The sequence below is a fragment of the Marinomonas spartinae genome, from assembly GCF_900089775.1.
Classification (GTDB): Bacteria; Pseudomonadota; Gammaproteobacteria; order Pseudomonadales; family Marinomonadaceae; genus Marinomonas; species Marinomonas spartinae.
Genome location: NZ_FLOB01000012.1, coordinates 58,715 through 83,974 on the forward strand (window position 1 = coordinate 58,715; position 25,260 = coordinate 83,974).

The 25,260-nt window shown below is 44.9% G+C and carries 23 protein-coding genes; 8 read left to right on the forward strand and 15 right to left on the reverse strand.

Annotation, left to right across the window (positions count from 1 at the left end):
- Window positions 1-63: 63 nt before the first annotated feature.
- Entirely contained in the window at window positions 64-1,053 is a 990-nt protein-coding gene (locus MSP8886_RS18070) for an aldo/keto reductase (protein WP_067019145.1), read from the forward strand.
- A 114-nt stretch (window positions 1,054-1,167) separates the two neighbouring features.
- Here the strand turns inward: MSP8886_RS18070 and oadA are convergent, their stop codons facing one another.
- Together oadA and MSP8886_RS18080 are read right to left on the reverse strand one after the other, a co-directional pair.
- Window positions 1,168-2,979, reverse strand: a complete 1,812-nt coding sequence (gene oadA / locus MSP8886_RS18075; RefSeq protein WP_067019147.1) for a sodium-extruding oxaloacetate decarboxylase subunit alpha — start codon at window positions 2,977-2,979, stop codon at window positions 1,168-1,170.
- 18 nt (window positions 2,980-2,997) lie between these two features.
- Window positions 2,998-4,413 carry an acetyl-CoA carboxylase biotin carboxylase subunit gene (locus tag MSP8886_RS18080; protein ID WP_067019150.1) on the reverse strand — a complete coding sequence of 472 codons (1,416 nt, stop codon included), beginning with the start codon at window positions 4,411-4,413 and terminating at the stop codon, window positions 2,998-3,000.
- 201 nt (window positions 4,414-4,614) lie between these two features.
- Between MSP8886_RS18080 and MSP8886_RS18085 the strand changes: the two genes are divergently transcribed.
- Window positions 4,615-5,568 (forward strand): LysR family transcriptional regulator, encoded by a 954-nt coding sequence (locus tag MSP8886_RS18085; RefSeq protein WP_067019153.1) that lies wholly within the window; start codon window positions 4,615-4,617, stop codon window positions 5,566-5,568.
- Here the strand turns inward: MSP8886_RS18085 and MSP8886_RS18090 are convergent.
- Window positions 5,543-6,097 carry a methylated-DNA--[protein]-cysteine S-methyltransferase gene (locus MSP8886_RS18090; RefSeq protein WP_067019155.1) on the reverse strand — a complete coding sequence of 185 codons (555 nt, stop codon included), beginning with the start codon at window positions 6,095-6,097 and terminating at the stop codon, window positions 5,543-5,545. The two genes, MSP8886_RS18085 and MSP8886_RS18090, sit on opposite strands and share 26 nt — an antisense overlap.
- Before the next feature lie 305 nt (window positions 6,098-6,402).
- Between MSP8886_RS18090 and MSP8886_RS18095 the strand changes: the two genes are divergently transcribed.
- Window positions 6,403-7,722, forward strand: a complete 1,320-nt coding sequence (locus MSP8886_RS18095; protein WP_067019159.1) for a methyl-accepting chemotaxis protein — start codon at window positions 6,403-6,405, stop codon at window positions 7,720-7,722.
- Between the two features lie 140 nt (window positions 7,723-7,862).
- On the opposite strand, the gene MSP8886_RS18100 is transcribed toward MSP8886_RS18095, so the two are convergent.
- The 8 genes from MSP8886_RS18100 to MSP8886_RS18135 all read right to left on the reverse strand — a co-directional run bounded on the left by MSP8886_RS18100 (window position 7,863) and on the right by MSP8886_RS18135 (window position 15,819).
- A complete protein-coding gene (locus tag MSP8886_RS18100) occupies window positions 7,863-8,714 on the reverse strand; it encodes a class III extradiol dioxygenase family protein (protein ID WP_067019161.1) in 852 nt (283 codons plus the stop codon).
- On the reverse strand, window positions 8,714-9,076 hold the full coding sequence (locus MSP8886_RS18105; RefSeq protein WP_067019164.1) for a protocatechuate 4,5-dioxygenase subunit alpha: 363 nt from the start codon (window positions 9,074-9,076) through the stop codon (window positions 8,714-8,716). Before MSP8886_RS18105 ends, MSP8886_RS18100 begins: the two co-directional genes overlap by 1 nt.
- Window positions 9,077-9,153: 77 nt before the next feature.
- Window positions 9,154-10,029 (reverse strand): amidohydrolase family protein, encoded by an 876-nt coding sequence (locus tag MSP8886_RS18110; RefSeq protein WP_281197869.1) that lies wholly within the window; start codon window positions 10,027-10,029, stop codon window positions 9,154-9,156.
- Between the two features lie 56 nt (window positions 10,030-10,085).
- Window positions 10,086-11,174, reverse strand: coding sequence for a 4-oxalomesaconate tautomerase (locus MSP8886_RS18115; RefSeq protein WP_067019166.1), 1,089 nt, complete (start codon window positions 11,172-11,174; stop codon window positions 10,086-10,088).
- Window positions 11,167-11,844: a 4-carboxy-4-hydroxy-2-oxoadipate aldolase/oxaloacetate decarboxylase gene (locus MSP8886_RS18120; RefSeq protein WP_067019169.1), complete on the reverse strand. Its 678-nt coding sequence runs from the start codon at window positions 11,842-11,844 to the stop codon at window positions 11,167-11,169. The genes MSP8886_RS18115 and MSP8886_RS18120 overlap by 8 nt, the downstream gene beginning before the upstream one ends.
- Before the next feature lie 32 nt (window positions 11,845-11,876).
- Window positions 11,877-12,890 carry an amidohydrolase family protein gene (locus tag MSP8886_RS18125; protein WP_067019172.1) on the reverse strand — a complete coding sequence of 338 codons (1,014 nt, stop codon included), beginning with the start codon at window positions 12,888-12,890 and terminating at the stop codon, window positions 11,877-11,879.
- Window positions 12,891-13,216: 326 nt separating this feature from the next.
- A complete protein-coding gene (locus MSP8886_RS18130) occupies window positions 13,217-13,696 on the reverse strand; it encodes a peroxiredoxin (RefSeq protein WP_067019176.1) in 480 nt (159 codons plus the stop codon).
- A gap of 143 nt (window positions 13,697-13,839) precedes the next feature.
- On the reverse strand, window positions 13,840-15,819 hold the full coding sequence (locus tag MSP8886_RS18135) for a methyl-accepting chemotaxis protein (RefSeq protein ID WP_067019179.1): 1,980 nt from the start codon (window positions 15,817-15,819) through the stop codon (window positions 13,840-13,842).
- A gap of 242 nt (window positions 15,820-16,061) precedes the next feature.
- On the opposite strand from MSP8886_RS18135, the gene MSP8886_RS18140 reads away from it, so the two are divergent.
- From MSP8886_RS18140 to MSP8886_RS18150, 3 genes are all read left to right on the forward strand, one after another.
- A complete protein-coding gene (locus MSP8886_RS18140) occupies window positions 16,062-17,489 on the forward strand; it encodes an aminotransferase-like domain-containing protein (RefSeq protein WP_067019182.1) in 1,428 nt (475 codons plus the stop codon).
- 315 nt (window positions 17,490-17,804) lie between these two features.
- On the forward strand, window positions 17,805-18,215 hold the full coding sequence (locus tag MSP8886_RS18145; protein ID WP_067019185.1) for an energy transducer TonB: 411 nt from the start codon (window positions 17,805-17,807) through the stop codon (window positions 18,213-18,215).
- On the forward strand, window positions 18,184-18,771 hold the full coding sequence (locus MSP8886_RS18150; RefSeq protein WP_370737032.1) for a DUF501 domain-containing protein: 588 nt from the start codon (window positions 18,184-18,186) through the stop codon (window positions 18,769-18,771). Before MSP8886_RS18145 ends, MSP8886_RS18150 begins: the two co-directional genes overlap by 32 nt.
- Window positions 18,772-18,864: 93 nt before the next feature.
- Here the strand turns inward: MSP8886_RS18150 and MSP8886_RS18155 are convergent, their stop codons facing one another.
- The gene (locus tag MSP8886_RS18155) at window positions 18,865-19,158 is read right to left on the reverse strand and encodes a hypothetical protein (protein WP_067019191.1); all 294 of its coding nucleotides are present in this window, start codon (window positions 19,156-19,158) and stop codon (window positions 18,865-18,867) included.
- Between the two features lie 318 nt (window positions 19,159-19,476).
- On the opposite strand from MSP8886_RS18155, the gene MSP8886_RS18160 reads away from it, so the two are divergent.
- Entirely contained in the window at window positions 19,477-20,250 is a 774-nt protein-coding gene (locus MSP8886_RS18160; RefSeq protein ID WP_067019194.1) for a DeoR/GlpR family transcriptional regulator, read from the forward strand.
- 281 nt (window positions 20,251-20,531) lie between these two features.
- Window positions 20,532-22,031: a glycerol-3-phosphate dehydrogenase gene (glpD, locus tag MSP8886_RS18165; protein ID WP_067019197.1), complete on the forward strand. Its 1,500-nt coding sequence runs from the start codon at window positions 20,532-20,534 to the stop codon at window positions 22,029-22,031.
- Between the two features lie 115 nt (window positions 22,032-22,146).
- On the opposite strand, the gene MSP8886_RS18170 is transcribed toward glpD, so the two are convergent.
- From MSP8886_RS18170 to MSP8886_RS18180, 3 genes are all read right to left on the reverse strand, one after another.
- Window positions 22,147-23,103: a LysR substrate-binding domain-containing protein gene (locus tag MSP8886_RS18170; protein WP_067019200.1), complete on the reverse strand. Its 957-nt coding sequence runs from the start codon at window positions 23,101-23,103 to the stop codon at window positions 22,147-22,149.
- Window positions 23,104-23,640: 537 nt separating this feature from the next.
- Entirely contained in the window at window positions 23,641-24,348 is a 708-nt protein-coding gene (locus MSP8886_RS18175) for a site-2 protease family protein (protein WP_067019202.1), read from the reverse strand.
- 12 nt (window positions 24,349-24,360) lie between these two features.
- Window positions 24,361-25,230 carry a DUF2167 domain-containing protein gene (locus tag MSP8886_RS18180; RefSeq protein WP_067019205.1) on the reverse strand — a complete coding sequence of 290 codons (870 nt, stop codon included), beginning with the start codon at window positions 25,228-25,230 and terminating at the stop codon, window positions 24,361-24,363.
- Window positions 25,231-25,260: the final 30 nt, after the last annotated feature.

Genomic DNA, 25,260 nt, shown 5'->3' on the forward strand with positions numbered 1-25,260 from the left:
TACTAAAGCGCTAGATTAAAACCTCGTAGGTCGCGCGACTCGTCAAAAACAAAGAGGTAAAGAATGTCGAAGCATCCACACTTAATGAACCCAAGCATTGGCTTAGGTTGTATGAATCTTTCCCACGGTTATGGAACATCACTACCAGAAGAAGACGGTATAAAAGCTCTGCAAGCAGCCTTTGAAATGGGTTATCGCCACTTTGATACCGCCACGCTGTACGGTGGTGGAAAAAATGAAATGCTTGTAGGCAAAGCCTTAAAGGATCGCCGAGATGAATTTTTCCTTGCCAGCAAATGCGGTATGGCCAGTGTAGACGGTAAACGTGCTATCAATGGTCGCCCTGACGTTCTTCGCAAACAATGTGAAGAGAGCCTAAAGCGCCTACAAACTGAGCACATCGACCTATACTACCTACATCGTTTAGATCCTAATGTCCCTGTTGAAGAAAGCGTTGGCGCACTTGGTGATTTGGTTAAAGAAGGGAAGATCGGTGGCATCGGCTTATCGGAAGTGTCTGCTAAAACCATAGAAAAAGCCCATAAAGAGCACCCTCTCACGGCCGTTCAGACAGAATACTCTCTTTGGTCTCGTAACGCAGAGATTGCCGTTCTGGATACCACGAAAGCCCTCGATATTGTTTTCGTTGCCTTTAGCCCTCTGGCTCGTGGTTACTTATGTGGCGAGCTTACCGACATCTCGCAACTGGTAGAAAACGACATTCGCACCAAGATGCCTCGTTTCAGCCCCGAAAACTACCCAAAAAACATCGAACTATTGCAAGGTTTTCTTGCCATGGCGAAAGACATTGGCTGCACACCTGCCCAACTAGCTCTTGCGTGGACTTGCATGAAAGACGAACACATTATTCCGATTCCAGGTACCCGCTTTGCTCATCATATGCAAGATAACTTTGATGCGGGCAGCATTAATCTGGACAGTAAACAAATGCAGCAGCTTGATGAAATGATTAACCAAAATACCGTGTTTGGCCCTCGTTATAGCCCAGCCCTGCAAGCGGATATCGATACAGAAGAATTCGCTACCCAATAATTACCCCTCCCTAGCCCTCCCCTTAAAAAGGGGAGGGAACGTTTAAGATCCTCTCCCTGCCAAAGGAGTTGACCACTACACCTCCCCCTCATCGAGAGGGAGGTGGTCAGTGGACTAAACGATTTCGATCAGCGTTTCTCCAGGAGTAACACGGTCACCTTTTTTGACATGCACCGCTTTCACTGTCCCGGCCACATTGGCATGAACTTCGGTTTCCATCTTCATGGCTTCCGTCACCAATACGGCCTGACCCGCATTTACGGTGTCCCCTTCCGCCACCAACACATCAATGATGTTACCCGGCATGGCCGCGCTGACATGGCCAGGCTCTGTGGCTTTCGAACGCCCACTGCTGCCTTCTGAAACATACTCATTCAACGACTCGAACACCACTTCTTCAGGCATGCCATCAAGAGAAAGGTACAGTTTGCGCTTACCTACCCCAAAGTCACCCACACCAGTAATCGCCACATCGTAGACTTCACCGTGAACGTCGATTTTAAATTCCGTGGCAAGCCCACCAGACGATGCCGCATTGCCCGCCTGTTCTGGCGGTAGAAGCACTTCGGGCTGCAATGTGCCATCGGCCCGTTGCTCTAAGAATTCACGCCCCAGTTCTGGGAACATGGCAAACGTTAGCACGTCCTCTTCATTTTTTGCCAAATCACCAATCTTTTTACGTAACTTATATAACTCAGGTACTAACGCATCCGCTGGACGAGCTTCGTTAACTTGCTCATTACCCACGGCCTGTTTCTGAACACTCGCATTCACTGGCGCAGGGGGTTTACCATAGCCGCCTAGCAAATACCGCTTCACTTCATTGGTGATGGTTTTATAGCGCTGTCCTGCCAGGATATTGTAGACCGCTTGAGTCCCTACAATTTGCGACGTCGGTGTCACCAAAGGTGGAAAGCCAAGGTCTTCCCGCACTCGTGGAATTTCATTAAAGACATCACGAATTTTATCTAATGCATTTTGCTCTTTGAGTTGGTTAGCTAAGTTAGACATCATGCCGCCTGGTACTTGGTTGATCTGTACCGACACGTCTTCACGGGTAAATTCGCTTTCAAACTGGTGGTACTTTTTCCGAACTTCACGGAAATAGTCAGCAATCTCTGACAGTAAAACAAGATCCAACCCAGTGTCGTAATCAGTGCCTTTCAACGCTGCGACTTGGGACTCTGTGGCAGGATGGCTGGTGCCGCCCGCAAAAGAAGAAATGGCTGTGTCAATTCGGTCTGCCCCTGCTTCCACTGCTTTTAACTGGCACAAAGGCGCTAGGCCTGACGTTGAATGGCTGTGTACAACCAGTGGCAGATCGACTGCGTCTTTAATCGCTTTAACCAATTCGTAAGTCGCATAAGGCGTCAACAAGCCAGCCATGTCTTTAATCGCAATGGAATCCGCCCCCATCCCTTGCATGGCTTTAGCTTGTTCAACAAACAGCGCCGAAGTGTGTACTGGGCTGGTCGTATAACAAATCGTCCCTTGCGCATGTTTACCGGCTTTTTTGACCGATTTCATGGCCGTTTCAATATTGCGTAAATCATTAAGCGCATCAAAAACACGAAATACATCAATGCCATTGTCCGCTGATTTTTGCACAAAGGCTTCGACCACATCATCGGCGTAATGACGGTAACCCAGTAGGTTTTGCCCTCTTAACAACATTTGTAAGCGAGTATTTGGCAGTGCTGCCCGTAACTGACGCAGACGCTCCCATGGGTCTTCTTTTAAAAATCGCACACACGCATCAAAGGTCGCCCCACCCCAAACTTCCAAAGACCAAAAGCCCACTTGATCAAGCTTTTCACAAATTGGCAGCATGTCTTCTGTGCGCATGCGAGTGGCAATGAGAGATTGGTGTGCATCACGCAGCGTGACGTCAGTGACTTCGATTTTTGTTTTTTTTACTTGACTCATTTTCCTTCCTCCGGCGGATTATCGACCAACGTGTGCAGCAATAGCAGCGGCTAATACCAATGCAATGTCGCTAGGGTGACGCTTAACAGAATAATTTAGTAACTCTGGATGGGCTGGCACAAAGCCTGTATTAAACTGGCCTTTAACAAAATCTGGGTGCTTGAGTATTTCTTGATAATAATTCGACGTGGTTTTAATCCCGTGCAGACGCATATCGTCTATCGCACGGCGACCACGGGCAATCATTTCCTCCCAAGTGAGTGCCCAAACCACCAACTTCAAACACATGGAATCAAAGTAAGGAGGGATTTCATAACCGGTATAAATCGCCGTATCCACGCGCACCCCTGGACCACCCGGCGCATAGTAGTGGGTAATACGCCCAAAGCTTGGCAAAAAATCATTTTTAGGATCTTCTGCATTGATGCGAAATTGCATCGCAAAACCTCGAAAATGAATGTCTTCTTGGCGAAAACTCAAGGGCAACCCGGCGGCAATCCGTAACTGCTCACGAACGATATCCACCCCTGTAATTTGCTCAGTAATGGTATGCTCCACCTGCACTCGGGTGTTCATTTCCATAAAGTAGACTTCGTTACCTGATAGCAAAAACTCAACCGTTCCCGCGTTTTCGTAACCCACCGCTTTGGCGGCTTTGACGGCGAGATTACCGATATACTGGCGCTGTTCTGGGGTAAGTTGTGGACTGGGAGCGATCTCAATCAATTTCTGATTGCGTCGTTGGATGGAACAGTCACGTTCAAAAAGGTGGATCACATTGCCTTGGGAATCGGCTAAAATTTGCACTTCAATATGACAAGGATCGACAATGCATTTTTCCAGAAAGACCTCAGCCGATCCAAACGCTTTAGTGGCTTCGGAAATCACTCGTGGGTATTGGTTCTTTAGTTCTTCAGGCGTATCACAACGACGAATACCTCGACCCCCCCCTCCTGATGTCGCCTTAATCATAACCGGATAACCGATTTTACCCGCTAAGGATAAAGCCTCCTCTAAATCGGCCAGATTACCCTCTGAGCCAGGCGTAATCGGAATACCAGCCGCACGCATACTGTCTCGAGCCTGAGTTTTGTCACCCATTTTATGAATGACACTGGATTTTGGTCCAATAAAGACAATGCCCTTTTGCTCACACAATTGCGCAAAGTTAGCATTTTCAGACAAAAAGCCATAACCTGGATGGATGGCATCACAGCCTGTTTCGACGGCTAAATTGACAAGTCGTAATGGGTCTAAATACCCAGCTAGTGGATCATCCCCTAGTGAGTAAGACTCATCAGCGCGTTTAGCATGCAAAGCATAGCGGTCTGGCTCAGTAAAAATTGCCACAGAGCGAATACCAGCCTCTGAACACGCACGTATTATGCGAACCGCTATTTCTCCACGGTTGGCAATCAACACTTTCTTCAACATGGATCACTCCTTTCTTGTTATATGTGATCTGAGTAAAACCTTGTGGGCGAAACCAAGACGAGTCTAGATTCAGCAAACAGAGTCACCGTGCAAAGGCCTCTGAATAATTAGCCTACTCAAAGAATAACCAAAGTAAAAATTGATATTTCAGGCATTATCTATAAGGTATACGTGATAGATAACAATAAAATGGAAGCAAGCATGTCATCCAATGTCCATTATCTCGCCAGTCGACTCACCTTTAGACAGCTGCAAGTTTTCAAGTGCGTCTATGAGCTGAACAGTTACAGCCGTGCTGGGGACATGCTTGGTTTAAGCCAACCCGCAGTCAGTAATCAAATTCGACAATTAGAACAGGTCATTGAACAACCGCTATTTGAATACGTAGGTCGCCAGTTATACAGTACCGCCATCGCCAAACGCTTAGCACAATGCACCCTTTCTGTGTTTGATGAAGTACAACGTTTTCAAAACGATCTGATGAACGACACTGGCTTAGTCTCTGGGGAACTAAAGTTGGTCGCGGTAACCACCTCCCAATACATAGTCCCACACTTATTACGTGCCTATACCAGCCTTCATCCTAACGTGACGGTTTCACTGAAAGTGGTCAATCGAACCGAAGCCATTGCGCGCTTCGAAAAAAATCGCGACGAACTGACCATTATGGGCATGGTGCCTAACGATAAGCCCATGTTGAGCCTACCTTTTTTGGACAATGAGCTAGTACCCGTTGCCCCACCTAACCATCCATTGTTGCAAGAAAAAGAAATCACGCTGGCCAAGTTTTTAGAACAAACCCTGTTACTACGGGAAACAGGCTCAGGCAGCCGTTTAGCATTGGAATTACATTGTCAAAAACAACGCGTTCGTTTTCCCCATCAAATGGAAATTGGTTCCAACGAAGCCATTAAACATGCCGTGATGGCAGGCTTAGGCGTCGCGGTTTTACCGCGCTTTGGAATACTGGCCGAGTTAAAGCTGAAAAGTTTAGTAGAATTACCCATTAAGGATTTCCCGCTGCGTCGGTCTTGGTGTTTAGTCAGCCCACAAGGGCAACACCCAACGCCCACCATGCGCTCTTTTATTGACTACGTACAGCAGAATATAGGACAGTTTGAGCAGATGTTTAAACGCAAGATAACTCTCGATTGAGCAGCTGTTTTTTACGCTCAATTCCCCAACGATAGCCACCAAGACCCCCGCCTTTACGCACAATACGGTGGCACGGGATCAGTACCGCTAGACGATTTGCTCCACAAGCATTAGCAACCGCCCTGATCGCATTGGGGCGGCCGACTCGTTCAGCTAACTCACTATAGGTTTGTGTTTCCCCGTAAGGAATGGTTTGTAAGGCTTGCCATACTTGTCTTTGGAACACGGTCCCTTGGAGATCTAAAGGTAAATACTGAATTGAACTGTCTCTTAAGTTTCCTTTCTCACTAAAGTAATCCAGAAGACAATCAAACCAAGCAGAATACGGCTCGATGACAGAGCCTTCTTTATACTGTCCAACATTTTTCAATACTGCCCTCGGCATAGTGAGACGTAACTCCTGCTGCAAAGCAGACATATCATCAGCAAAACTCACATTGCACAATCCCTTATCACTAGCTACTAATAAACAATAGCCTAAGAATGTTTGCTCGATAACATAGAACAATTGCTCTTCTTTGATTGTCATGGTTTCTATTTGCAGCCTCTCGTTAACTTGTCACACAATGCCTTGCTACAGAATTATACAGCGTCCATGACATTATTCACCTTAGCGAGGCTATTTCATTGGACCTTTAACGATAGACACAAAATCAATCCTTCAGCCTGTTTCACACGTATTAGTGAAGAAAGGTCCGTTTACACTTTCCCTCCATATAAATAACAAATGTCCTACGTTAGTTAACTGAAAAGAATACCAAAAAACGTACAATAACTGTAGGAATTAGCCTACAAAGCGCAGTGCGATAATGTCAACTTAAAGCAGGTGATACTATGATTTTCAACAGCAAGAGCAAACAAGCAAAACAGGAAGCACTTTTTGAAACACAGAGAATCGCCGCTGAAGGTTCAGCATTTTTAGATGCTATGAGCCGATACTGCGCAACAATAAGCTTCACTCCAGATGGCACCATACTCAATGCGAATGAGCTGTTTCTTAAGTCTGTAGGCTACAGTTTAGATGAAATTGTCGGCAAGAAACATGCTATGTTCTGCACCAATAAATTCACATCAAGTCCTGATTACAAAGAGTTTTGGGAAAAGCTTAATAGTGGAAAAAGCCACCAAGGCTCTTTTAAACGACTCACCAAGGGAGGCCAGCCAATCTGGCTAGAGGCCACTTACTTTCCCGTCACAGTCGATGGCAAGGTCACAAAAGTGGTGAAAATTGCCACTGATATAACACAAAAGAAAAACAGAGCAGATGACCAAAAGGCGATTATTGCCTCTTTGAATGTCTCATCCGCTTTGATTGAGTTCACACCAGATGGCACCGTCTTGACAGCTAATGACAACTTCCTTAGGGCCATGGGTTATTCACTAAAAGAGATCGAAGGAAAAAAACACCGCATCTTTTGTAACGATAAATTTTATGACACTCACCCCAATTTTTGGTCATCGTTGACACAGGGCCATTTTAGCTCGGGTCAATTTGAACGCATCAACAAACAAGGTCAATCTGTTTGGTTAGAAGCAACTTATAACCCTGTTTTTGATGACGATGGGAATGTGACTAAGGTAATCAAAATTGCGACCGACATTACTGACAAAGTCAACGAGCAAATGGCCATACAACATGCTGCTGAAGTCGCTCACGCAACCTCTGTAGAAACAGCTCAAGTCTCAGAGAATGGAGCAAAAATACTCAAACGTACCGTTGATACATCCAACCAAATTATTAAGGATGTCGATATATCGACAGATTTAATTGAGCAACTAAACAAGCAATCCGAAAGTATTGCTAAAATTGTCACCACCATCGGTTCGATTGCCGACCAGACCAACTTATTGGCTCTTAACGCAGCCATTGAGGCGGCTCGAGCAGGAGAGCATGGTAGAGGCTTTGCGGTAGTGGCTGATGAAGTGCGGACATTAGCGTCTCGAACCAGTAAATCGACGGTAGAAATCGAAGAGATGGTGGCACAAAACAGTGTCCTGACTCGCCAAGCTAAAGCAAGCATGAGTGAAGTAAATGGCCGCTCAGAAGAGAATGCTCAACTGATTAACGAAGCGGCGGGGATTATCGACGAAATCCTCAAAGGAGCAGAACACGTATCTAGTACCGTTAGCCGATTGCTTGATACATCACGGTAGTTGTCATACTACTATTCCATGCTCCCCCAAGAAACAATAATTAAAAAAGATGCGATAAGCCCTATTCAACCTATCGCATCTTGCTTCATTGTGCTTTTAATCGCACTTTCCATCATGCATGTTGGTATTAGAAGAAGAACCTATTTACTAGGCATCTCGTGTTCTAATAAAAGCACGCCTGATCCGGTATTGGATATTGGGGCATGGTAATTTCTATGAAGTTCGGTGACCTTACCACGTAGCGCCCCACGCATGGCAATCCACATATTGAGCTCAACGGTTTGCGCACCACCTATCTCAACTAGCTCCAAATTACTGTACTTGGTTAACGCTTCAGGGTCACTGACCAGTTTATCCATGCATTCAAGATCAAACTCTCGATTGATAATTCCCGCTCTCTCCCCATCTAACTGGTGTGACAAACCGCCCGTACCAAATATGGCAACGCTGATGTCCTCATCATAAGACTCAATGGCTTTACCAATGGCTTTACCCAATTCAAAACAGCGCCAAGGCTGAGGCATCGGATGTTGCTCGCAATTGATACACACAGGAATCACTTTAACATGCCCATAATTATTCCCAGGCCACATCAAACTCAAAGGAACGGTCAAACCGTGATCGACCTTCATTTCTTGGCAGATCGTCATATCAAAACCGTCTTCCACCAGACTATTAGCAATGTGCCAGGATAATTCTGACTCCCCCGTCACAGGAGGGATGGTTGCAATGCCCCATCCTTCATCAGAATTGTGGTATTCATCCGCCACACCAATGGCAAACGTCGGCTTCTTGTCGATAAAAAATTCGAGACCGTGGTCATTATAAAATAAGACAATTACATCCGGCTGTTTTTCATTTAGCCATTTACGTACAGGTGGATAACCATCAAAAAACGGCTTCCAATAGGGCGTATCTTCTTGCTTATTTGCCATTGCATTAGCAATAGCAGGAATATGAGAGGTGGTCACTGCGCCAATAATATTCGCCATTATGCTTCTCCTGAGCCATTTTTAACCAGCAATGCTTTAAACTCATCCAAACTTAACCCCGTTTGAATGGCCCCGATATCTTGCATATTCAGCTTAAGAAGGCCGGCAAACTTCGCCACGTAATAAATACTGCCGCCCTCTTGGAGCAAACCAATGATATCGCGATCATGAATGGCTTTGATCTGTTTCTCAGTCAAACCAAACTTAGCACAGTAAGCATCTGGATCTTTATTAAACTCATCACGAGCCGCTTGCTCATTGAAGGAATAACACATTTTGTTCAGCCCATAACCTTTCTTGGCCATTTTGCCATTAAACAGATAGGTTCCTGGGACAGGCTGAGTTGGATCTTTTATTGCCATGATATACACACCTCTTCTTATTCCGTTATGTGCTTTATCAATCTTCACGATAAAACACGCCTACTCACCCCAGCGAATCATTCCGCCCAATAAAGCGCCATTGGATTATCCACCAACAAGGCCTGTTGCAACTCTTTGGTAGGCGCAATATGGGGGATCACATCCACCAAATGACCATCATTCGGTGCTTCTACTTTCATATTTGGGTGAGGCCAATCTGTTCCCCATAACACACGGTTTGGAAATTTCTCTACCAAGGTTCGAGCGAATGGGTAGACATCAGAATAGTCCGGTGCATGCTGCGTTAAACGCTCAGAACAGCTCACCTTACACCAAACATTATCGTTGTCTGCCATGAAATTCACAAAACGCTGGAAATCCGGATGATCCACACCATTAGCGACTTTGGGCGTACCCATATGATCGACTACTATGGTGGTATTTAACGCTTTTAAGAAAGGAATCAGCTCCTCAAGGTCCGCCGCTTCAAAATACACAACGATGTGCCAACCTAAAGGTCGGATTTTGTCAGCAATCGCAAAGAAAACCTCTTTAGGTGTACTATCTACTAGGCGTTTTACAAAGTTAAAGCGTACGCCGCGAACACCCGCTTCATGCATCTCTTTCAGCTCTGCCTCAGTAATGCTGTCATCCACAAACGCGACGCCTCGTGCCAACTCTCCGGCCGAATTGAGCGCATCAACCAAGGCGGAGTTATCCGTGCTATGACACGATGCCTGAACAATCACATTTCGAGAAAAACCTAAATGATCACGTAACGCGAACAATTGCTCTTTTGATGCGTCGCACGGGGTATATTTGCGTTTTGGGTGATAAGGAAATTTATCCGCTGGACCAAACACGTGACAATGGGCATCTACCGAGCCTTCAGGTACACGAAAGTTCGGCTTACTTGGGTTAGGATGAAAAGGAATGTAATCTTTATCCATCATGATCTGGTACCTATTTTAATATTTGTTTAAGGCTTTTCATTACAGGGCGCCACTCTTTATAAACCGTTGTCATGAGCAAACACCTGCCCATCAAACAGTTTTCTGGCTGTACGTAAAATCGCAGCTGAGCTCACTTCGCCATTGTCTTTTTGATTTAAAATCACGGTCATAGAACCAATCGGATGCTCCACATCCAAGGACAGAGTCGACCCTGCCTCATAGCTCACCACGTCATTCGCTGGAGCACCTTTCAGCACAGCGGCAGTGGCGACGCTCACCGCGCCAAGAACGCCAATCGACGCATGGCAGCGATGAGGGATAAATGTCCGAGTAGAAATCGCGCCCCCATTCACCGGCGCACTGACCATTGTCATTTTCGGCACCGATTTATCTTTTACATCGCCTAAGTTCATCATTGGGCCCACTTGTAAGCGAATCGATTCGAGTTTAGCCCGCAGCGCTTCGTTCGCTTCCAGTTCTTCCCGTGTTTCGCGGCCGGTAATCCCCATATCCGAGGCTCGCATCACCACAACGGGCATACCGTTATCAATGCAGGTGACTTCAACACCATCGATCACATCGACCACATTGCCAGTCGGCAATAACGCCCCACAGCTAGAACCTGCCGTATCATTAAAGGTAATAGGCACAGCGGCAGAAAAGCCTGGCACACCATCAATCCTCGCTCGGCCTTGGTAGCATACTTTTCCTTCTTTCACTGATACTTGCGCTGTCGCGACCTGCCCTGTGTTTTCCATAAAGATGCGAACTGTCGTTTCACCTTCTTGAGGGGCAACCAAACCACGCTCAATGGCAAATGGCCCAACTCCAGCAAGCAGGTTGCCACAGTTTTGAGCATCTGTGACGATGGCCTGATCAACAAAGACCTGCAAGAACAGGTAATCCACATCCGCATCATCACGCTGGGACGGTTTCACTACTGCCACTTTAGAAGCAAGAGGATCCGCACCTCCCATACCATCAATCTGACGATCATCCGGCGACCCCATCATCCGCAATAAAAACTGATCGCGAGCGTCGGTTTCTTCTGGTAAATCCGAGGCTAAAAAATAGCCACCTTTTGATGTGCCGCCACGCATCCACATACAAGGTGCACTGTCTATGAGGTTGGCTGCCTTAGACATATTTCAACCCTTTTTCTTTTAAACGAGGGCGCATTTCATAAATATCCAATCCTAGCTCACCATTGGCCATACGAACGCGTTTAGCTTCTTCATTTGCCATACGCTTGCGTGCCAGCTCTAGCACTTGCGCTGCGCTTTCACGTCGAACTACTACCACACCATCATCGTCTGCAACAATCACATCACCTGGGTTCACCAAGGCATCTGCACAAACCATAGGTACGTTGACCGAGCCAACGGTTTCTTTGATCGTCCCTTCTGAAAAAATCGCTTTGGACCAAACGGGAAACTTCATTTGGCGCAAGTCTCGCGTGTCACGAACTCCACCTTCAATGATCAAACCCACCACACCACGAGATTGTGCAGACGTCGCTAATAGGTCACCAAAAAAACCGTGATTAGACGGCGACGTTGGCGCGAATACCATGATGTCACCTTTTTGGCACTGCTCAATCGCAACATGCATCATCCAGTTATCCCCTGCTGCACCGGAAATAGTCACGGCTGATCCAGCTACTGACACATCCTGTTGAATGGGACGCATATAATGGGCTAATAACCCCACTCGCCCTTGTGCTTCATGAATCGTCGCCACGCCACACTCAGCCAAACCGTCAATCACTTCTTGGTCTGCGCGTTCAATATGCTGTACTACAATATTATTCCGCATGATCTTCTCCTCATCTATTCAGGTTACGATGACTAGCCATTGATTTTTAAACGGCTATAGACGCGACGCGCATTGCCTTCGAAAATTTCTTGTTTCTGCGCCGCACTTAGCACTGTATTGTTATCAATATAACGCTTTGTATCGTCATAATAATGACCACTTTCTGGGTCAATACCACGCACCGCACCGATCATTTCTGAAGCGAACAGAATATTTTTCGTTGGAATAATATCTAATAAAAGGTCGATGCCACGTTGATGGTACACACAGGTATCAAAGTAGATGTTATTCAACACACGTTCAGCTAGATCAAACCCTTTGTCCTGTGCCATACCACGGAAGCGCCCCCAGTGATAAGGCACCGCACCGCCACCATGTGGAATAATAACTTTTAGATCTGGAAAGTCCTTGAAAACATCCGACATCATTAGCTGTTGGAAACCCGTAGTATCCGCCCCTAAATAGTGAGAGCCTGTAGTGTGAAAGCAATCATTACAAGCAGCACTGACGTGGATCATCGCTGGAATATCATATTCACACATTTTTTCGTAGATAGGATAAAAGGAGCGATCGGCTAAGGACTTATCTTGCCAATAACCGCCACTTGGATCTGGGTTCAAGTTGATACCGATAAAGCCCATTTGCTCTACCGTACGGACAATTTCACCGACCGACTTGGCAGGATCTACTCCCGGAGACTGAGGCAATTGTGCCACCGGTGCAAAGTTATCAGGAAACAGATCACAAACTCGACGAATTAAATCGTTTTGATGCTCAGTCCAATATTGACTGGTGTATTCATTACCAATGTGATGGCCCATCCAGCTAGCACGCGGTGAAAAAATCGTCAGATCTGTGCCGCGCTCTTTTTGCAAGCGAAGCTGATTATTAATGATACTCTCACGGATCTCATCGTCAGAGACGACCACCTTACCCTTTTCGCCAACAAAAGCCGGATCTTTCGCAACTTGCTCTTTTTGCTTATCTCGATAAGCACCAACGCCTGGTGGTGTGGTGGTGTAGTGTCCATGGCAATCTATAATCATGCTACTCTTCTCTTTTCTTATATTAAGATAACAAGCATTGATACAGGGTGAAGAAAGCATACTTTCAGCCATTTAAAACCAATGCATAACTTAAGAAGAGTATTTCGCTCTGGAGGCCCTTTGGCTATTTCAATTTGAACACAACGGTATTGCATTTTGATATAGTGTTAACTTGCGTTTTTCTAATACTGAGCGGGCTACGTATGGGGCCTACCAAAAGTCACTGTACACCCTCACCATCAGGCATAAAAAAACCGCTTACTCATGAAGCGGTTTTTCCAGCACTTTGAATAACATAGACGTATCTATCGCCCTAAAGCACTCACTTACAACTGAGACAATACGTACTCAGCAGAGCTTACTTTATACTCACCTGGTTCATCCAACCAAAGCTGTTGCACAATACCGTTGTCCACTAACATGGCATATCGACGACTACGAATACCCATTTTCGCGGATGAAATATCCAATTCTAAGCCCATTGAGCAAGTCAGCTCAGCCAAGCCATCTGCTGCCATTACCAAATACTCAGCATTATTCGCTTTTCCCCAAGCGTTCATCACAAACACGTCGTTTACAGAAAGGCAAACAATCTCATCAATGCCTTTTTCTTTTATTGCCTCGTAATGCACCACATAACCTGGCAAATGACTAGCACTACAGGTAGGAGTAAACGCACCAGGGACAGCAAACATCAGGACTCTTTTTCCTGAAAAAAACTCTGTCACATCCACATTCTCTGGACCTTCTTGGCCCATTACTTGGAACTGGCCATGGGGTAACATATCACCAACTTGAATTGCCATACTTTTCTCCACAAAGAATTAATGAACGTTATCCTACAACAAATAAATAGCAAATCGTATGACACCACACCAGTAAAATCTTTCCATTCCTTGGTAAGCGTCAAAGTTTTCGGTAAATGAGAACAATCCGCCGCGAAGTCGAATTACGGCTCGATTTTAAACTGAGCCAATAACTGCTTGGTATTAGACGATAAATCAAACAATTGCTCACTGTCTTTCTCGCTTAAGTCCGCGCTCTTAGTCGCCTCCTCAGACATCGCTGAGATTTCATGCACACTTTTATTAATGTCTTGTGCGACTAACGATTGCTGCTCCGCAGCCGTCGCAATTTGCGTACTCAAGTCACGCACCTCAACCATACGTGTTTGTAGGGTATCCAGCGCTTCACCAACCATTCGTGTCTCTTTCACACTAGAGTAGGCTTTATCCTTGCTTTCTTGCATGGCGGCTACTGTTTTCGACACTCCCCCCTGCAGCAAGCTAATCACACTTTGGATCTCTTCCGTTGATGTGTGAGTACGGTTTGCCAGAGAGCGAACCTCATCAGCCACAACCGCAAAGCCTCTCCCTTGCTCTCCCGCTCGCGCCGCCTCAATAGCAGCATTCAACGCTAATAAGTTGGTTTGTTCTGCAATGTCTTGAATGACCTCTAAAATCTTTCCAATGTTTTTCGAATGCTCATCCAACTCATTAACCACGCCTTCGGATGACTCCAATTGCGCCACCAGCTGCTCAACTTCATGAATATTTGAACTCATATTGTTACGACTTTCGACTGCCAGCGTATCCACTTCTTGCACTTGGTTTAGGGTAATTTCAGCATTTTTCGCGACATCCTGAACCGTCGCTAACATCTCGGTCATTGCCGTTGCAATATTGGATGAGCGATCACTTTGCGTATTCATCAACATCTTCGTTTCGCTGGCAATACGCACATTTCGCTCCGCTGAGTCAGCCACATCGTTTGCTGCTTTATTAACATCTTGCATCACACTTTGCAGTTTCGTCACTAACTGGTTAACCCAACGAGATAGTTCCCCAAACTCATCCTTACTCGATACCTGACTACGTTGCGTAAAGTCTCCATCTGATATTTTCCCTAGTACCAACATAACACTAGCCAATGGCTTACGAATACTACGGCTTACCCATAGGGTGATCAGAACCGCAATCAGCACTGACACTAACACGACAACTGCCATAAACAATTTAGAGAAGTAAGCCGCCTGCTTGGCAGAGTCTTTCGCCGCTTCACGCAGCTGCTCCGTCATATCAATGGTTTGTTTCGATAACCCGCTGATCACGTCCATCTTGTCCACCAGCTTACTGGCAATACTTTCGGATTGTTGGTCTAGGCTGATGAAGTGATAATAATTCTCCACAACACTATCGTCGCCTAGCACTTCTTGTTTCACTTGCTTAACGGAATCACTGCTATCACTATCATCCAAATAGGTAAGGTTCTGCCCCATGCTAGAGAAGTTTTTCGCCATAGTTTGTTTCAGCGCCAACATATTTTTTAGATTGGTTGAATCAAAATAATCACTAATAGACGCCTTTAAACTTTCAAACTGATCAATCAAATAAGAGGCGGCAAAGCCTTTTTGCTCATTTGGGTGATTCTTTTTGATTGTATTCAGGTTATCTAACAAATAGGAAATATCATCTTTTAAATCAAACTTTCCATCAGGAATTTTCGCTTGTAATTTCAACATGCGTTCGTGATTTTTAAACGCCATATCAGTGAACTGATAAAAGGCAGCCACTTCCACTTTTGATTGTTTTAATATATTGACTAGATTAGGATAATCTTGTACCTGTTCCGAGGTACTGTTGAATAACGTTTGAATTTTCTTCTTACTGTCTTCAAACGACGTCTTTAGTTGCTTTAAAGTCTTAGGTGAACGACTCAACAAATATTGCAGAACCGTGGTATCGGCTTTGGCAAGATTTTGGTTTATTTGATTGCTTATTTTATTGATGTTAGCAATATTGCCTGTTGCTTGTTCTAGCCCACTCTCAACCTTCTCCAACCCTATGAAACCCGCTGTTGCCACAATTAATAGTAGGGCTAACAATCCACCAAAGCCTACTAAGATCCTTTGAATAACAGATAACGACATAATTGACCTCTAAGCATTTATATGGATGTGTCATTTTCTCAAGGAAGTGAGATAAAATTGACTCATTGGTGATGTTTTGTCAACGGCATTTTACACTATGTATTCTTATGTAATAAAGAAGAAAAAATACCTTATCCAAGCCGCTAACATCAGACGAATACAGTAAGTAGTGATAAATTTCATTCAACCTTTCAATCTGCTAAATTGAGCTCTTAATCACGAGGTAATATGGCAAGAATATTATGGAACATTCCTTATATGAGAAAATTGCGACTCAGGTGGAAAAACAGATCCATAATGGCATTTTCTTACCAGGGAAAAAAATACCGTCGGTTCGTAAATTAAGTAAACAACTCAATGTCAGTGTCGCCACCGTACTGCAAGCCTATAGTCTGTTAGAAGATCGAGGAATCATTAAAGCCCGTCCACAAAAAGGCTATTTTGTTCAGGATCACATTCCCCCGAAACAATCCAGCAACAGCAATATAGTAAAGCCCATTGAAAACGATGGCAGCATACATACTTTGCTACGTCGCTTATTACACGCCTCGCAAAGGCCTGACATTGTTCAGTTTGCAGCGGCCATACCGCAATCCCCATTTTTGCCCATTCGACAATTGCAACGTTCCGTTGGACGCCTGATGCGCTTAGAGCCCGAAATTTGTGCTGCCTACGCATTTACGCCAGGATCATTGAGTTTACGTCGTCAAATTGCCATTCGCATGCTTGATACAGGATGCCAACTGCAACCAGACGATATTACCATTACCATGGGCTGTCAGAATGGCTTAATGCTGTCGCTACAGGCCATTGCAAAAGCAGGCGATACCATTGCGATTGAAAGTCCCACTTATCATGGCGTTCTCCAAGTCATTGAAGTGCTACAAATGAAAGCCATTGAAATCCCTTGTGATAGCCAACACGGTATCAATCTCAATGTGTTAGAACAAACCCTTAAACAGTGGCCAATCAAAGCTTGCATTGTCACACCCGATAACCAAAACCCAACTGGTGCCACTCTCAATCACATTGCACGCCAACATCTATTAACACTGGCAACCAGACATCAATTCACCCTAATAGAGGACGATGTCTACGGGGAGTTGAACTACAATCATCGCAGAGAGCATGCCCTCAAAGCCGACGATCAAACGAACTCTATCATTTATTGCAGTTCTTTCTCTAAAAGCATAGCGCCAGGCTTTCGTGTTGGCTGGATCGTAGCAGGGAAACACCAAGCACAAATCGAACACCTTGCTTATATTCAATCACTCGCCGTACCAACACTCACACAAACAGCCATTACCAATTTTTTAGAAAATGGTGCCTACGATCGACACTTAAGAAGAACCCGAGCTGCTTATCATGACAACCTGATTCGCTACCAAGCCATCATCTCACAACATTTCCCAACCGGAACCAGTACCTCAACACCAACTGGCGGCTTCTTACTTTGGGTGACACTGCCCTCTGATATCGATGCCATGGCTCTGCACACACAAGCATTGAATATTGGCATTGGCATACTCCCTGGAGTGGCATTTAGCTTGACCAATCAGTATCCACACCACTTTCGTATCAACTATGCACTCACATGGGACACCAAAACTCAGGACGCCTTGAAGCAATTAGGGAAACTAGCCTGCCAACAAGTACCAAATGGATACTAGACGGAGCACACATACTGCCATCTCCTCTCAATACAGGTGGATTCGCCCTATTCAAGTACCAAGCAGATATTGAGCTCTTTTACATATTTACAATAAATTTACTTATTTTTATCAGGTAAACAGAGAAAAATAACATAGCCTTTAAATTAGTGGAGCAGCAAATCTTTCTATATAAGTTAAGTTTATGAATATAGAATCTGCTATCTTAAAATTCGTCTGTACAGCGAGAACAAAAAGCGTACAATTCGCGTAATTTTTAAACTCCCTGACCTTTTGGTCGATAACAAGATTATCTGAATAAGCTGGCTCGTTGCGATGGAATTTGTTGCACACCCGAAAGATCTACCTTTAGAGATCACTCTTATTGAGGATCAGCCCTTTCCTGTCACCACAGAAGAGAAGCTAGGATTTGTCGGTATAACCTGTCTTGCCTCTCAGTATTATGAGTGTGGCCGGTCTGTGCGCGTCACTCTAGAAGAAATTGACCCTAATTTTTGCGTAACAGGTCGTATCGTGTGGTGTGATCGTGAAGTGGGGGAATACCGTGTCGCCATTGAATTCCCCATTAAAGACGAGTGTTATTGCGTACGCATGGTAGAGCAGCTGTCTCAGATAGAGCATTATCGTCGTCAGGCAAAAACCCAAGGTAGACGACTTAATTACAACGAAGCCGCAGCGGAATGGATCCAGAAATTTGCTGCTAGCTTCCCATCATTCACTGCCTAATATAGGCACTTTCGCTATTTATCGCTATCCATTTACCCCTATGACAAACACTCTTTCCCAGCAAGATATTGACATTATTACCAACCAGCTTGGCCGCTCACCTAGCGGTATTAAAGCCATCGCCCATTATTCTCCGAGTGGCATTCCCCAAGTCCTTGAAATGGAAACTTGGGTGTTTGACCAGCCGTTTCCCACCCTATACTGGCTATCAAGCAAGGCCATAGACAAAGCCCTAGCAAAAATAGAGAGCCAAGGCGTGGTGAAAGAATTAGAACAACGCATTAAAGAAGATGACATGTTACTTGAAGCGTATCACCAGTCCCATCAAGATTATATTACCCGTCGCTGGGCAGTGATGAGCCCAGATCACAAAGCGATCATCGAGAAAAAGGGCTTCAAACCCCTGTTTGAAAAATTAGGTATTGGTGGGATTGCTAATTGGGACCAAGTACGCTGCTTACACATGCAATATGCTCACCACTTAGCGGGAAATAACGTGATTGGCCGCATTTTAGATGACGAATATAATATTCGAGCCATCGCCGACGCTGAATAACGCCTTATATTAATATACGGCCTTCCCTAACAAACTGCCGTAAAACACATAAAAAAGCCGCTTAGGCGGTTTTTTTTACCCCATGTTTAGACTCTAGTTTTTCAGTTGTACCAATGCCTCTCTAAGTTCGTCTGGCGTTGACACCTCTGGCAACACGGCACGGATTCGATTAAATGCATTCATCGCTACAGCAGGACGCTGGGCATAAGTCGTTAACGCCCCCCCCGTCCAACCGGCCAATTTTACCATTTCATTTTTAAATGCATTGCCACTCACACCATGCCCTCCTAATTCCATAAGCGAGTCTTCTATCTGCAAATAGCTAGGACGCTCACCGCCAAATTTCATAAAATCATCTTGCTGCACTTCGGCGAATTGTTTTGACATCGTTGTAAAATCCTTTAGTAAGAAACTTAATCAATCTTTAACTTAGTCATAAGTAGAGAGGGACACAAGGAGTTGGCTGTTTCAAATCGTAAAAAAGATGGTATCTGTCTCATTGGAGGGACAATACACCTTCGTAAGAGAGAGCAACTTCTCTTATCCATTCATGCAACTTTCCTTATAAATTCATGAAAGAACACACAAAATCCACTTATTAGTGCGCATTTTTTGCTATTGTTAACCTCCATAGTCAACGACAACGATCAACATCAATATGTCTTGCCCAGCAAGCAAGTGGCTTTTTATAAGGAGAAAGCGTCAATGGCCCAACAAACTCGCCAAGATAAAATCGTCGCTCTAGCAAAAGAAAAAGGCTATGTCACGATTGATGAATTGGCCAGTCATTTTAACGTTACTCCACAAACGATTCGCAGAGACATTAATGTATTAGCTCAATCCGAACGAATTCGTCGTCACCACGGCGGCGCCAGTTATGACTCCAGTACGACGAACGTTGCCTACGCCACACGGCAAATCCTACAACACTCTGCTAAAGAGCAAATAGCTAATCGTATTGCGGCAGAAATTCCTAACAACGCTTCCCTTTTTATAAATATTGGCACCACAACAGAAACCGTTGCTCGTGCTCTATTGAAACATCAAGGCTTGCAAATCATCACGAATAACATCAATGTCGCCACCATACTAAGCGGCAAAGAAGACTTTACCGTCATTATCGCAGGGGGCAGAGTCCGCTCACGAGATGGGGGAATAATGGGAGAAGCCACCATTGACTTTATCAATCAATTTAGAGTGGATTACGGCATCATTGGTATCAGTGGTATTGATGTTAACGATGGCTCCCTATTGGATTATGATTATCAAGAAGTACGAGTAGCTCAAAGCATCATCGCCAATTCACGTCATGTTTTTTTAGCCGCCGACGCCAATAAATTCGGTCGTAATGCCATGGTGAGATTGGGCAGCCTCACCCAAGTTGATAGATTGTTCACCAATGAACAACCACCCAAAAGTCTACTCACCATTATGAAAGCCCACAAAGTCCGTTTGGAGCTTTGCACAACGCAGGAATAGTGGCTCAATCAAAAACCTTCCAACCTTATTCAGATGTAGGGTGTATCAATCGACTTCTAAGCACCTTACATCAGTGCTCCCTGAACATACTCAAGCAGTGTGTGTTTTTTCATCAGATTTTAATATTCAAGCCTTGTCATTAATGATCATGAGGTCTATCATGGGGTTTAAAATGTTCGTTTTCGAACATGATTTACTTTCATATGAACATAAAAAAACAACAGACATGCCAAAACGAAAGCATGTCACTCAAAAACGAGCAAGGTTAAGCGGGGAGCACCATGACTCAAGTACATTTTGACTTATTTGTTGTTGGTGGTGGCATCAACGGCACAGGCATCGCAGCCGATGCCTCAGGACGCGGACTTAAAGTTGGCTTATGTGAAATGGGCGATCTTGCCCATGCGACTTCGTCGTCAAGCAGCAAATTAATCCATGGCGGCTTGCGCTATTTAGAACATTACGAATTTCGTCTTGTCCGCGAAGCGCTCAACGAACGAGAAGTATTGCTCAAAGTCGCGCCACACCTTGTCACCCCAATGCGCTTCCAAATGCCACATCGCCCTCATTTACGCCCTGCTTGGTTGATTCGAATTGGCTTGTTTTTGTATGATAACCTCGGCAAGCGGGAAGCCCTTGCAGGTTCTCGTGGCGTGAAATATACCGCAGATAGTCCACTTAAATCCGACATCAAACAAGGATTTGAATATTCAGATTGCTGGGTAGATGATGCTCGCTTGGTTGTCATCAACGCCCTAAGCGCACAGCAAAATGGCGCCAGTATTTTTGCTAGAACTCGCTGTACTTCTGCCAAACGCGACCGTGGTCTATGGCGTATTGAACTTGAAGATCAGATCACCCACCAAGTCACACAAATCACCGCCAATGCATTGGTTAATGCCGCAGGTCCTTGGGTCTCTTCCTTCATTGAAACTAAGATGGAACGCAAAGCTCCCTATGGCATCCGCATGATCAAAGGCAGTCATATTGTGGTTCCTCGTCTTTACAAAGAAGCTAACGCTTTCATCATGCAAAACGTTGATAAGCGCATTGTCTTTGCTATTCCATACCGCGAGCATTACACCCTCATCGGTACAACAGATGTGGAATACAAAGGCGACCCTGATAAAGTAGCGATTTCGGAAGAAGAAACAAGCTATATTCTTAGCGTCGCTAATGATCACTTTAAAAAACAACTGACACCCGATGACATTGTGTGGAGTTACTCTGGTGTTCGGCCATTGTTAGAAGACGAATCAGACAACCCTTCTGCAGTGACCCGTGATTACACCCTGCACCTAGAAGATGACGAAAGCAAAGCGCCTTTACTCAGTATTTTTGGCGGCAAAATCACCACCTATCGCCAATTAGCGCTATCGGCCATGCGCAAACTAACGCCTTACTTTGACAACATGGGTGCCCCTTGGACACACACTAAACCTCTGCCTGGTGGCGATTTAGGCATGCCCCTAGACGCATTTGGTATTCAACTTCAAAGACAGTACCCGTTTATTAGCGCACACAATGCGCAACGCTTTGCCAACAGCTATGGCACACTCACACACCTTATGTTGGACAAGGTCAGCAATGAAGCAGAGCTAGGACACTGCTTTGGCAATGAGCTGTACCAAGTAGAAGTCGACTATTTGATCAAACACGAATGGGCTCATAGTGCAGAAGATATTCTATGGCGACGCACAAAACTTGGCTTAGAAATGTCAAAAGACGAAGTCAGAGCGCTTCAAGAATACATAGAGAAGTCACTGGCTATCGCTGCATAATCACCTGAGTTTTTGATTTCTTTAACACAAGCACCAACCTCAACAAAAGCCGATGACAGACACAGGTCTCCCATCGGTTTTTTTAGGTCTTCTATTTTCTATAACGAACATACGGTCACGCACCTAGATTCAAATGCGGCAAGGTATCAGGCAGGGTTAAGCAGTCTTTTGGCGAGTAGCGATAACTCTCACTAACCAGCCAAGCCAGTAATTGTTGCACAGGCTCCCGATGACGCTGAGCATCGGGACAAGCAAACAAATAACGATGCCCTTCATCTAATACCTCAGAAAAGGGTTTGACCAAAAGGCCTTGCTGGATGTCATCCATCACCAAAGGGGTTCGTCCCAACGCAACACCTTGGCCCGCAATGGCAGCTTGAACCGCTAAATCCCCACGATTAAAGCTGATGCCTCGTGATGGCTTCACCCCTCTAGCGTTCGTCAATTGCAACCATTTTTCCCATTCCGCGTACGGGCTGGAAAAACGCCATTCGGAATCATCATTAAGCAATGGTAGCGCTGCTAGCTGATTGGACTCGGTCAATCCTTGTTCCTGGGCGAATGAGGCACTGCATACGGGAAAAACCTGATCTCTCATCAAAGGAACGGTATAACTATTGCGACCATGAATATGACTGTGGACGATCGCCACATCAATGCGATCTCGTTGAAAATTGACCTCTCGATCATTCGCCTGAATCCGTAACTGTAAATCTGGGTACTGTTTTTGCAAACTGCCAAGGCGAGGAATCAACCATTTCGTTGCAAAAGAAGGCATAACAGATACCGTCAAAATATTCGATGTCTCCTCCTCTTTTAGCTCAGAAATCAAGGCTTGGATCTGAGCAAAGCTGTGATTGATGTGTACAGCAAGACGCGCCCCCGCCACGGTCAGCTCTAATCGACGATGGTAACGAATAAACAAAGTGAGCCCTAAGCGCTCCTCTAATTGACGGATCTGCTGACTAACAGCCCCTTGCGTTAGATGCATTTCTTGGGCGGCTTTGGTAAAACTCAAATGGCGTGCAGCAATCGCAAACGTTTCTAATCCATACAGTGGAATTGACTTCATATTTTGTCCAAAATTGAATCATTCTGACTAGTGCAAAATAGTGTCGACACTCAACACCTCCTTAACAAAACCTGATGACATTTTAGTGAAAAATGCTCTTATCCATTTCAGATAGGCCCAATAAATCAAGGTGTCATAAAAAATTCGGTACTTTAAGCGATATGGAGATCATAACAAATTTTTCAGATAGAAGAGTATTTGGATTAGCAATTCTAATGCAAGTGATCAGATTATATCGTTTGAAAGAGCTGGCAAAAAATCTAAAATAGGCTCCATCTCTTAGGTTGAACAGCGACCTGAAATAGATCTTTCAACGTAGCCCTTACTACGTTGACTTATGACTCAAAAACCACTCCCACAGTTGGTATTTGAGAGAACATGATATTTCCCCACAGAGGTATTGTGTTTGAAACTGCTAGTTACTTTTGTTTAAGCCGAACGTTAAGTTCGGCTTTTTTTTGCTTTTTTATCAGTCTCCATAGCAGAAAAGGCCACCATCACTGAACCTAGGGCAAGTAGCGTTAGCACACTTTTCACCTACCCAGACAAACTGCTGTGCAATAGATAGGTCATCAGAGATAGAAATACCACCAACCCTAAATAGAGTACGGCATAATTTGTCCGATCATTAAAGCTGGCTTCATAATACCCTTGGGGAATGGCATTCGGATTAGGCCAAATGGCCTGCTTAATTTGAGGGTAGGCGAGAACAACAATTAGTATCAACATCGGGCTGTGATTATAAAAAAACAGTCCGACCAATAATGGTAACCCCAGCAACCATATTTTAGGTGAAATGATGGCCGTAATTCGCCCACCATCTAGAGGTGATAAGGGAATCAGATTAAACAAATTAATCATACAGCCTGCGTAAGCGAGCGCCAACATCAGCTGACTACCACTCTCCCGAGCCAACCAGTAACACCCCATAGCAGCCAGCGTACCAATAACGGGCCCAGCAAAGGCAATATAGGCTTCCGTTTCCACATTGGTTGGCTGCTCTTTCATCTGAATCCAAGCACCAACAAAAGGAATAAAGGTTGGAACCCCAACGTTGAGACCGCGCTGACGCGCGGCCATATAATGCCCTAATTCATGAAATAAAATCAGCAGCACAAACCCAACAGCATAGCGCCAACCAAATATCCATGAATAAGCTAACATGGAAAACAACATGGTGCCGCCCATTGTTAAGAGCTTGCCAAATTTGGCGGCACTAAAGAGAAGCAAAAACAGTTTTACCATGATTCATAGAACCTATTTTTTACGGCGAAATAGCTTCATGATTACGCCACCAAATGCAGCCACACCGATAATAATGACCTTTTTGAAAGCAATAAGTAACGCTAACAATTTTGCAAACAAGCCCATTTTGGCTGCCACACCACCTGCAACCAACGCAGCAAGCCCATATTCCGCAACATGATCTGTCTTACTATCAAAGTCCGCATAACGGTTGCCTTTCGTAAAGTTCGTTACAGCAAGTAAGGCGGGGGTTTCTTTTTCGATATCATGAAGCTGGCTCATACCACCAACCACATTCAACACCAACACCCCTTCACGACCCAACACACGAATATTGTAATTGAGCGAGTCTTCTCTAGAATCACTTGTCTTTAAGTCTTCGGCCCAATAAAACTTATGTGTTGCTTGATCGTAGCGGGGGGGCTGTGCCCAACCAACCAGCTCCATGGAACCATAACCTTGTTTCACTCTTTCCTTACTCTCAGACTGAGTTTCCTTCTTCATCTTTTGCAGAAGTTCGTTATAGTCGATCGTCTTGGCATCAGAATCTTTGACATGACCGTCTTTTTGATAAGTAATCACCACTCCCCAGCCATCATTACTAAGAGGGTTGGTATTGGCAGGAATCAGCATCCCCAAGGTTTTGTTACCTGGTGGATTCCCCCAACCATCGACTAATAGACGCTCAGTGCTCTTAGGTGAAAGGTATTGAAATTTATCGGTTAAGCTTAACTCTGCGACACCGTTTCCGAGTATGATATCACCGGATTGGGGGTGAAGTTGTTGCAAAAACTGCTCGTTTGTCATGCTGACATTGTCTGAATCCGCAGCAAAAGAATAGAAAGAAAAACAGGCTAGCCATAACACTATGAGGCTTCTCATTCTTGAAGTCGTCCCTTTATCAAGTTAATA

Coding starts and splice junctions, on each gene's coding strand:
- MSP8886_RS18070 (WP_067019145.1), top strand. CDS start 64: ATGTCGAAGCATCCACACTTAATGAACCCAAGCATTGGCTTAGGTTGT.
- oadA (WP_067019147.1), bottom strand. CDS start 2,979: ATGAGTCAAGTAAAAAAAACAAAAATCGAAGTCACTGACGTCACGCTG.
- MSP8886_RS18080 (WP_067019150.1), bottom strand. CDS start 4,413: ATGTTGAAGAAAGTGTTGATTGCCAACCGTGGAGAAATAGCGGTTCGC.
- MSP8886_RS18085 (WP_067019153.1), top strand. CDS start 4,615: ATGTCATCCAATGTCCATTATCTCGCCAGTCGACTCACCTTTAGACAG.
- MSP8886_RS18090 (WP_067019155.1), bottom strand. CDS start 6,097: ATGACAATCAAAGAAGAGCAATTGTTCTATGTTATCGAGCAAACATTC.
- MSP8886_RS18095 (WP_067019159.1), top strand. CDS start 6,403: ATGATTTTCAACAGCAAGAGCAAACAAGCAAAACAGGAAGCACTTTTT.
- MSP8886_RS18100 (WP_067019161.1), bottom strand. CDS start 8,714: ATGGCGAATATTATTGGCGCAGTGACCACCTCTCATATTCCTGCTATT.
- MSP8886_RS18105 (WP_067019164.1), bottom strand. CDS start 9,076: ATGGCAATAAAAGATCCAACTCAGCCTGTCCCAGGAACCTATCTGTTT.
- MSP8886_RS18110 (WP_281197869.1), bottom strand. CDS start 10,029: ATGATGGATAAAGATTACATTCCTTTTCATCCTAACCCAAGTAAGCCG.
- MSP8886_RS18115 (WP_067019166.1), bottom strand. CDS start 11,174: ATGTCTAAGGCAGCCAACCTCATAGACAGTGCACCTTGTATGTGGATG.
- MSP8886_RS18120 (WP_067019169.1), bottom strand. CDS start 11,844: ATGCGGAATAATATTGTAGTACAGCATATTGAACGCGCAGACCAAGAA.
- MSP8886_RS18125 (WP_067019172.1), bottom strand. CDS start 12,890: ATGATTATAGATTGCCATGGACACTACACCACCACACCACCAGGCGTT.
- MSP8886_RS18130 (WP_067019176.1), bottom strand. CDS start 13,696: ATGGCAATTCAAGTTGGTGATATGTTACCCCATGGCCAGTTCCAAGTA.
- MSP8886_RS18135 (WP_067019179.1), bottom strand. CDS start 15,819: ATGTCGTTATCTGTTATTCAAAGGATCTTAGTAGGCTTTGGTGGATTG.
- MSP8886_RS18140 (WP_067019182.1), top strand. CDS start 16,062: ATGGAACATTCCTTATATGAGAAAATTGCGACTCAGGTGGAAAAACAG.
- MSP8886_RS18145 (WP_067019185.1), top strand. CDS start 17,805: ATGGAATTTGTTGCACACCCGAAAGATCTACCTTTAGAGATCACTCTT.
- MSP8886_RS18155 (WP_067019191.1), bottom strand. CDS start 19,158: ATGTCAAAACAATTCGCCGAAGTGCAGCAAGATGATTTTATGAAATTT.
- MSP8886_RS18160 (WP_067019194.1), top strand. CDS start 19,477: ATGGCCCAACAAACTCGCCAAGATAAAATCGTCGCTCTAGCAAAAGAA.
- glpD (WP_067019197.1), top strand. CDS start 20,532: ATGACTCAAGTACATTTTGACTTATTTGTTGTTGGTGGTGGCATCAAC.
- MSP8886_RS18170 (WP_067019200.1), bottom strand. CDS start 23,103: ATGAAGTCAATTCCACTGTATGGATTAGAAACGTTTGCGATTGCTGCA.
- MSP8886_RS18175 (WP_067019202.1), bottom strand. CDS start 24,348: ATGGTAAAACTGTTTTTGCTTCTCTTTAGTGCCGCCAAATTTGGCAAG.
- MSP8886_RS18180 (WP_067019205.1), bottom strand. CDS start 25,230: ATGAGAAGCCTCATAGTGTTATGGCTAGCCTGTTTTTCTTTCTATTCT.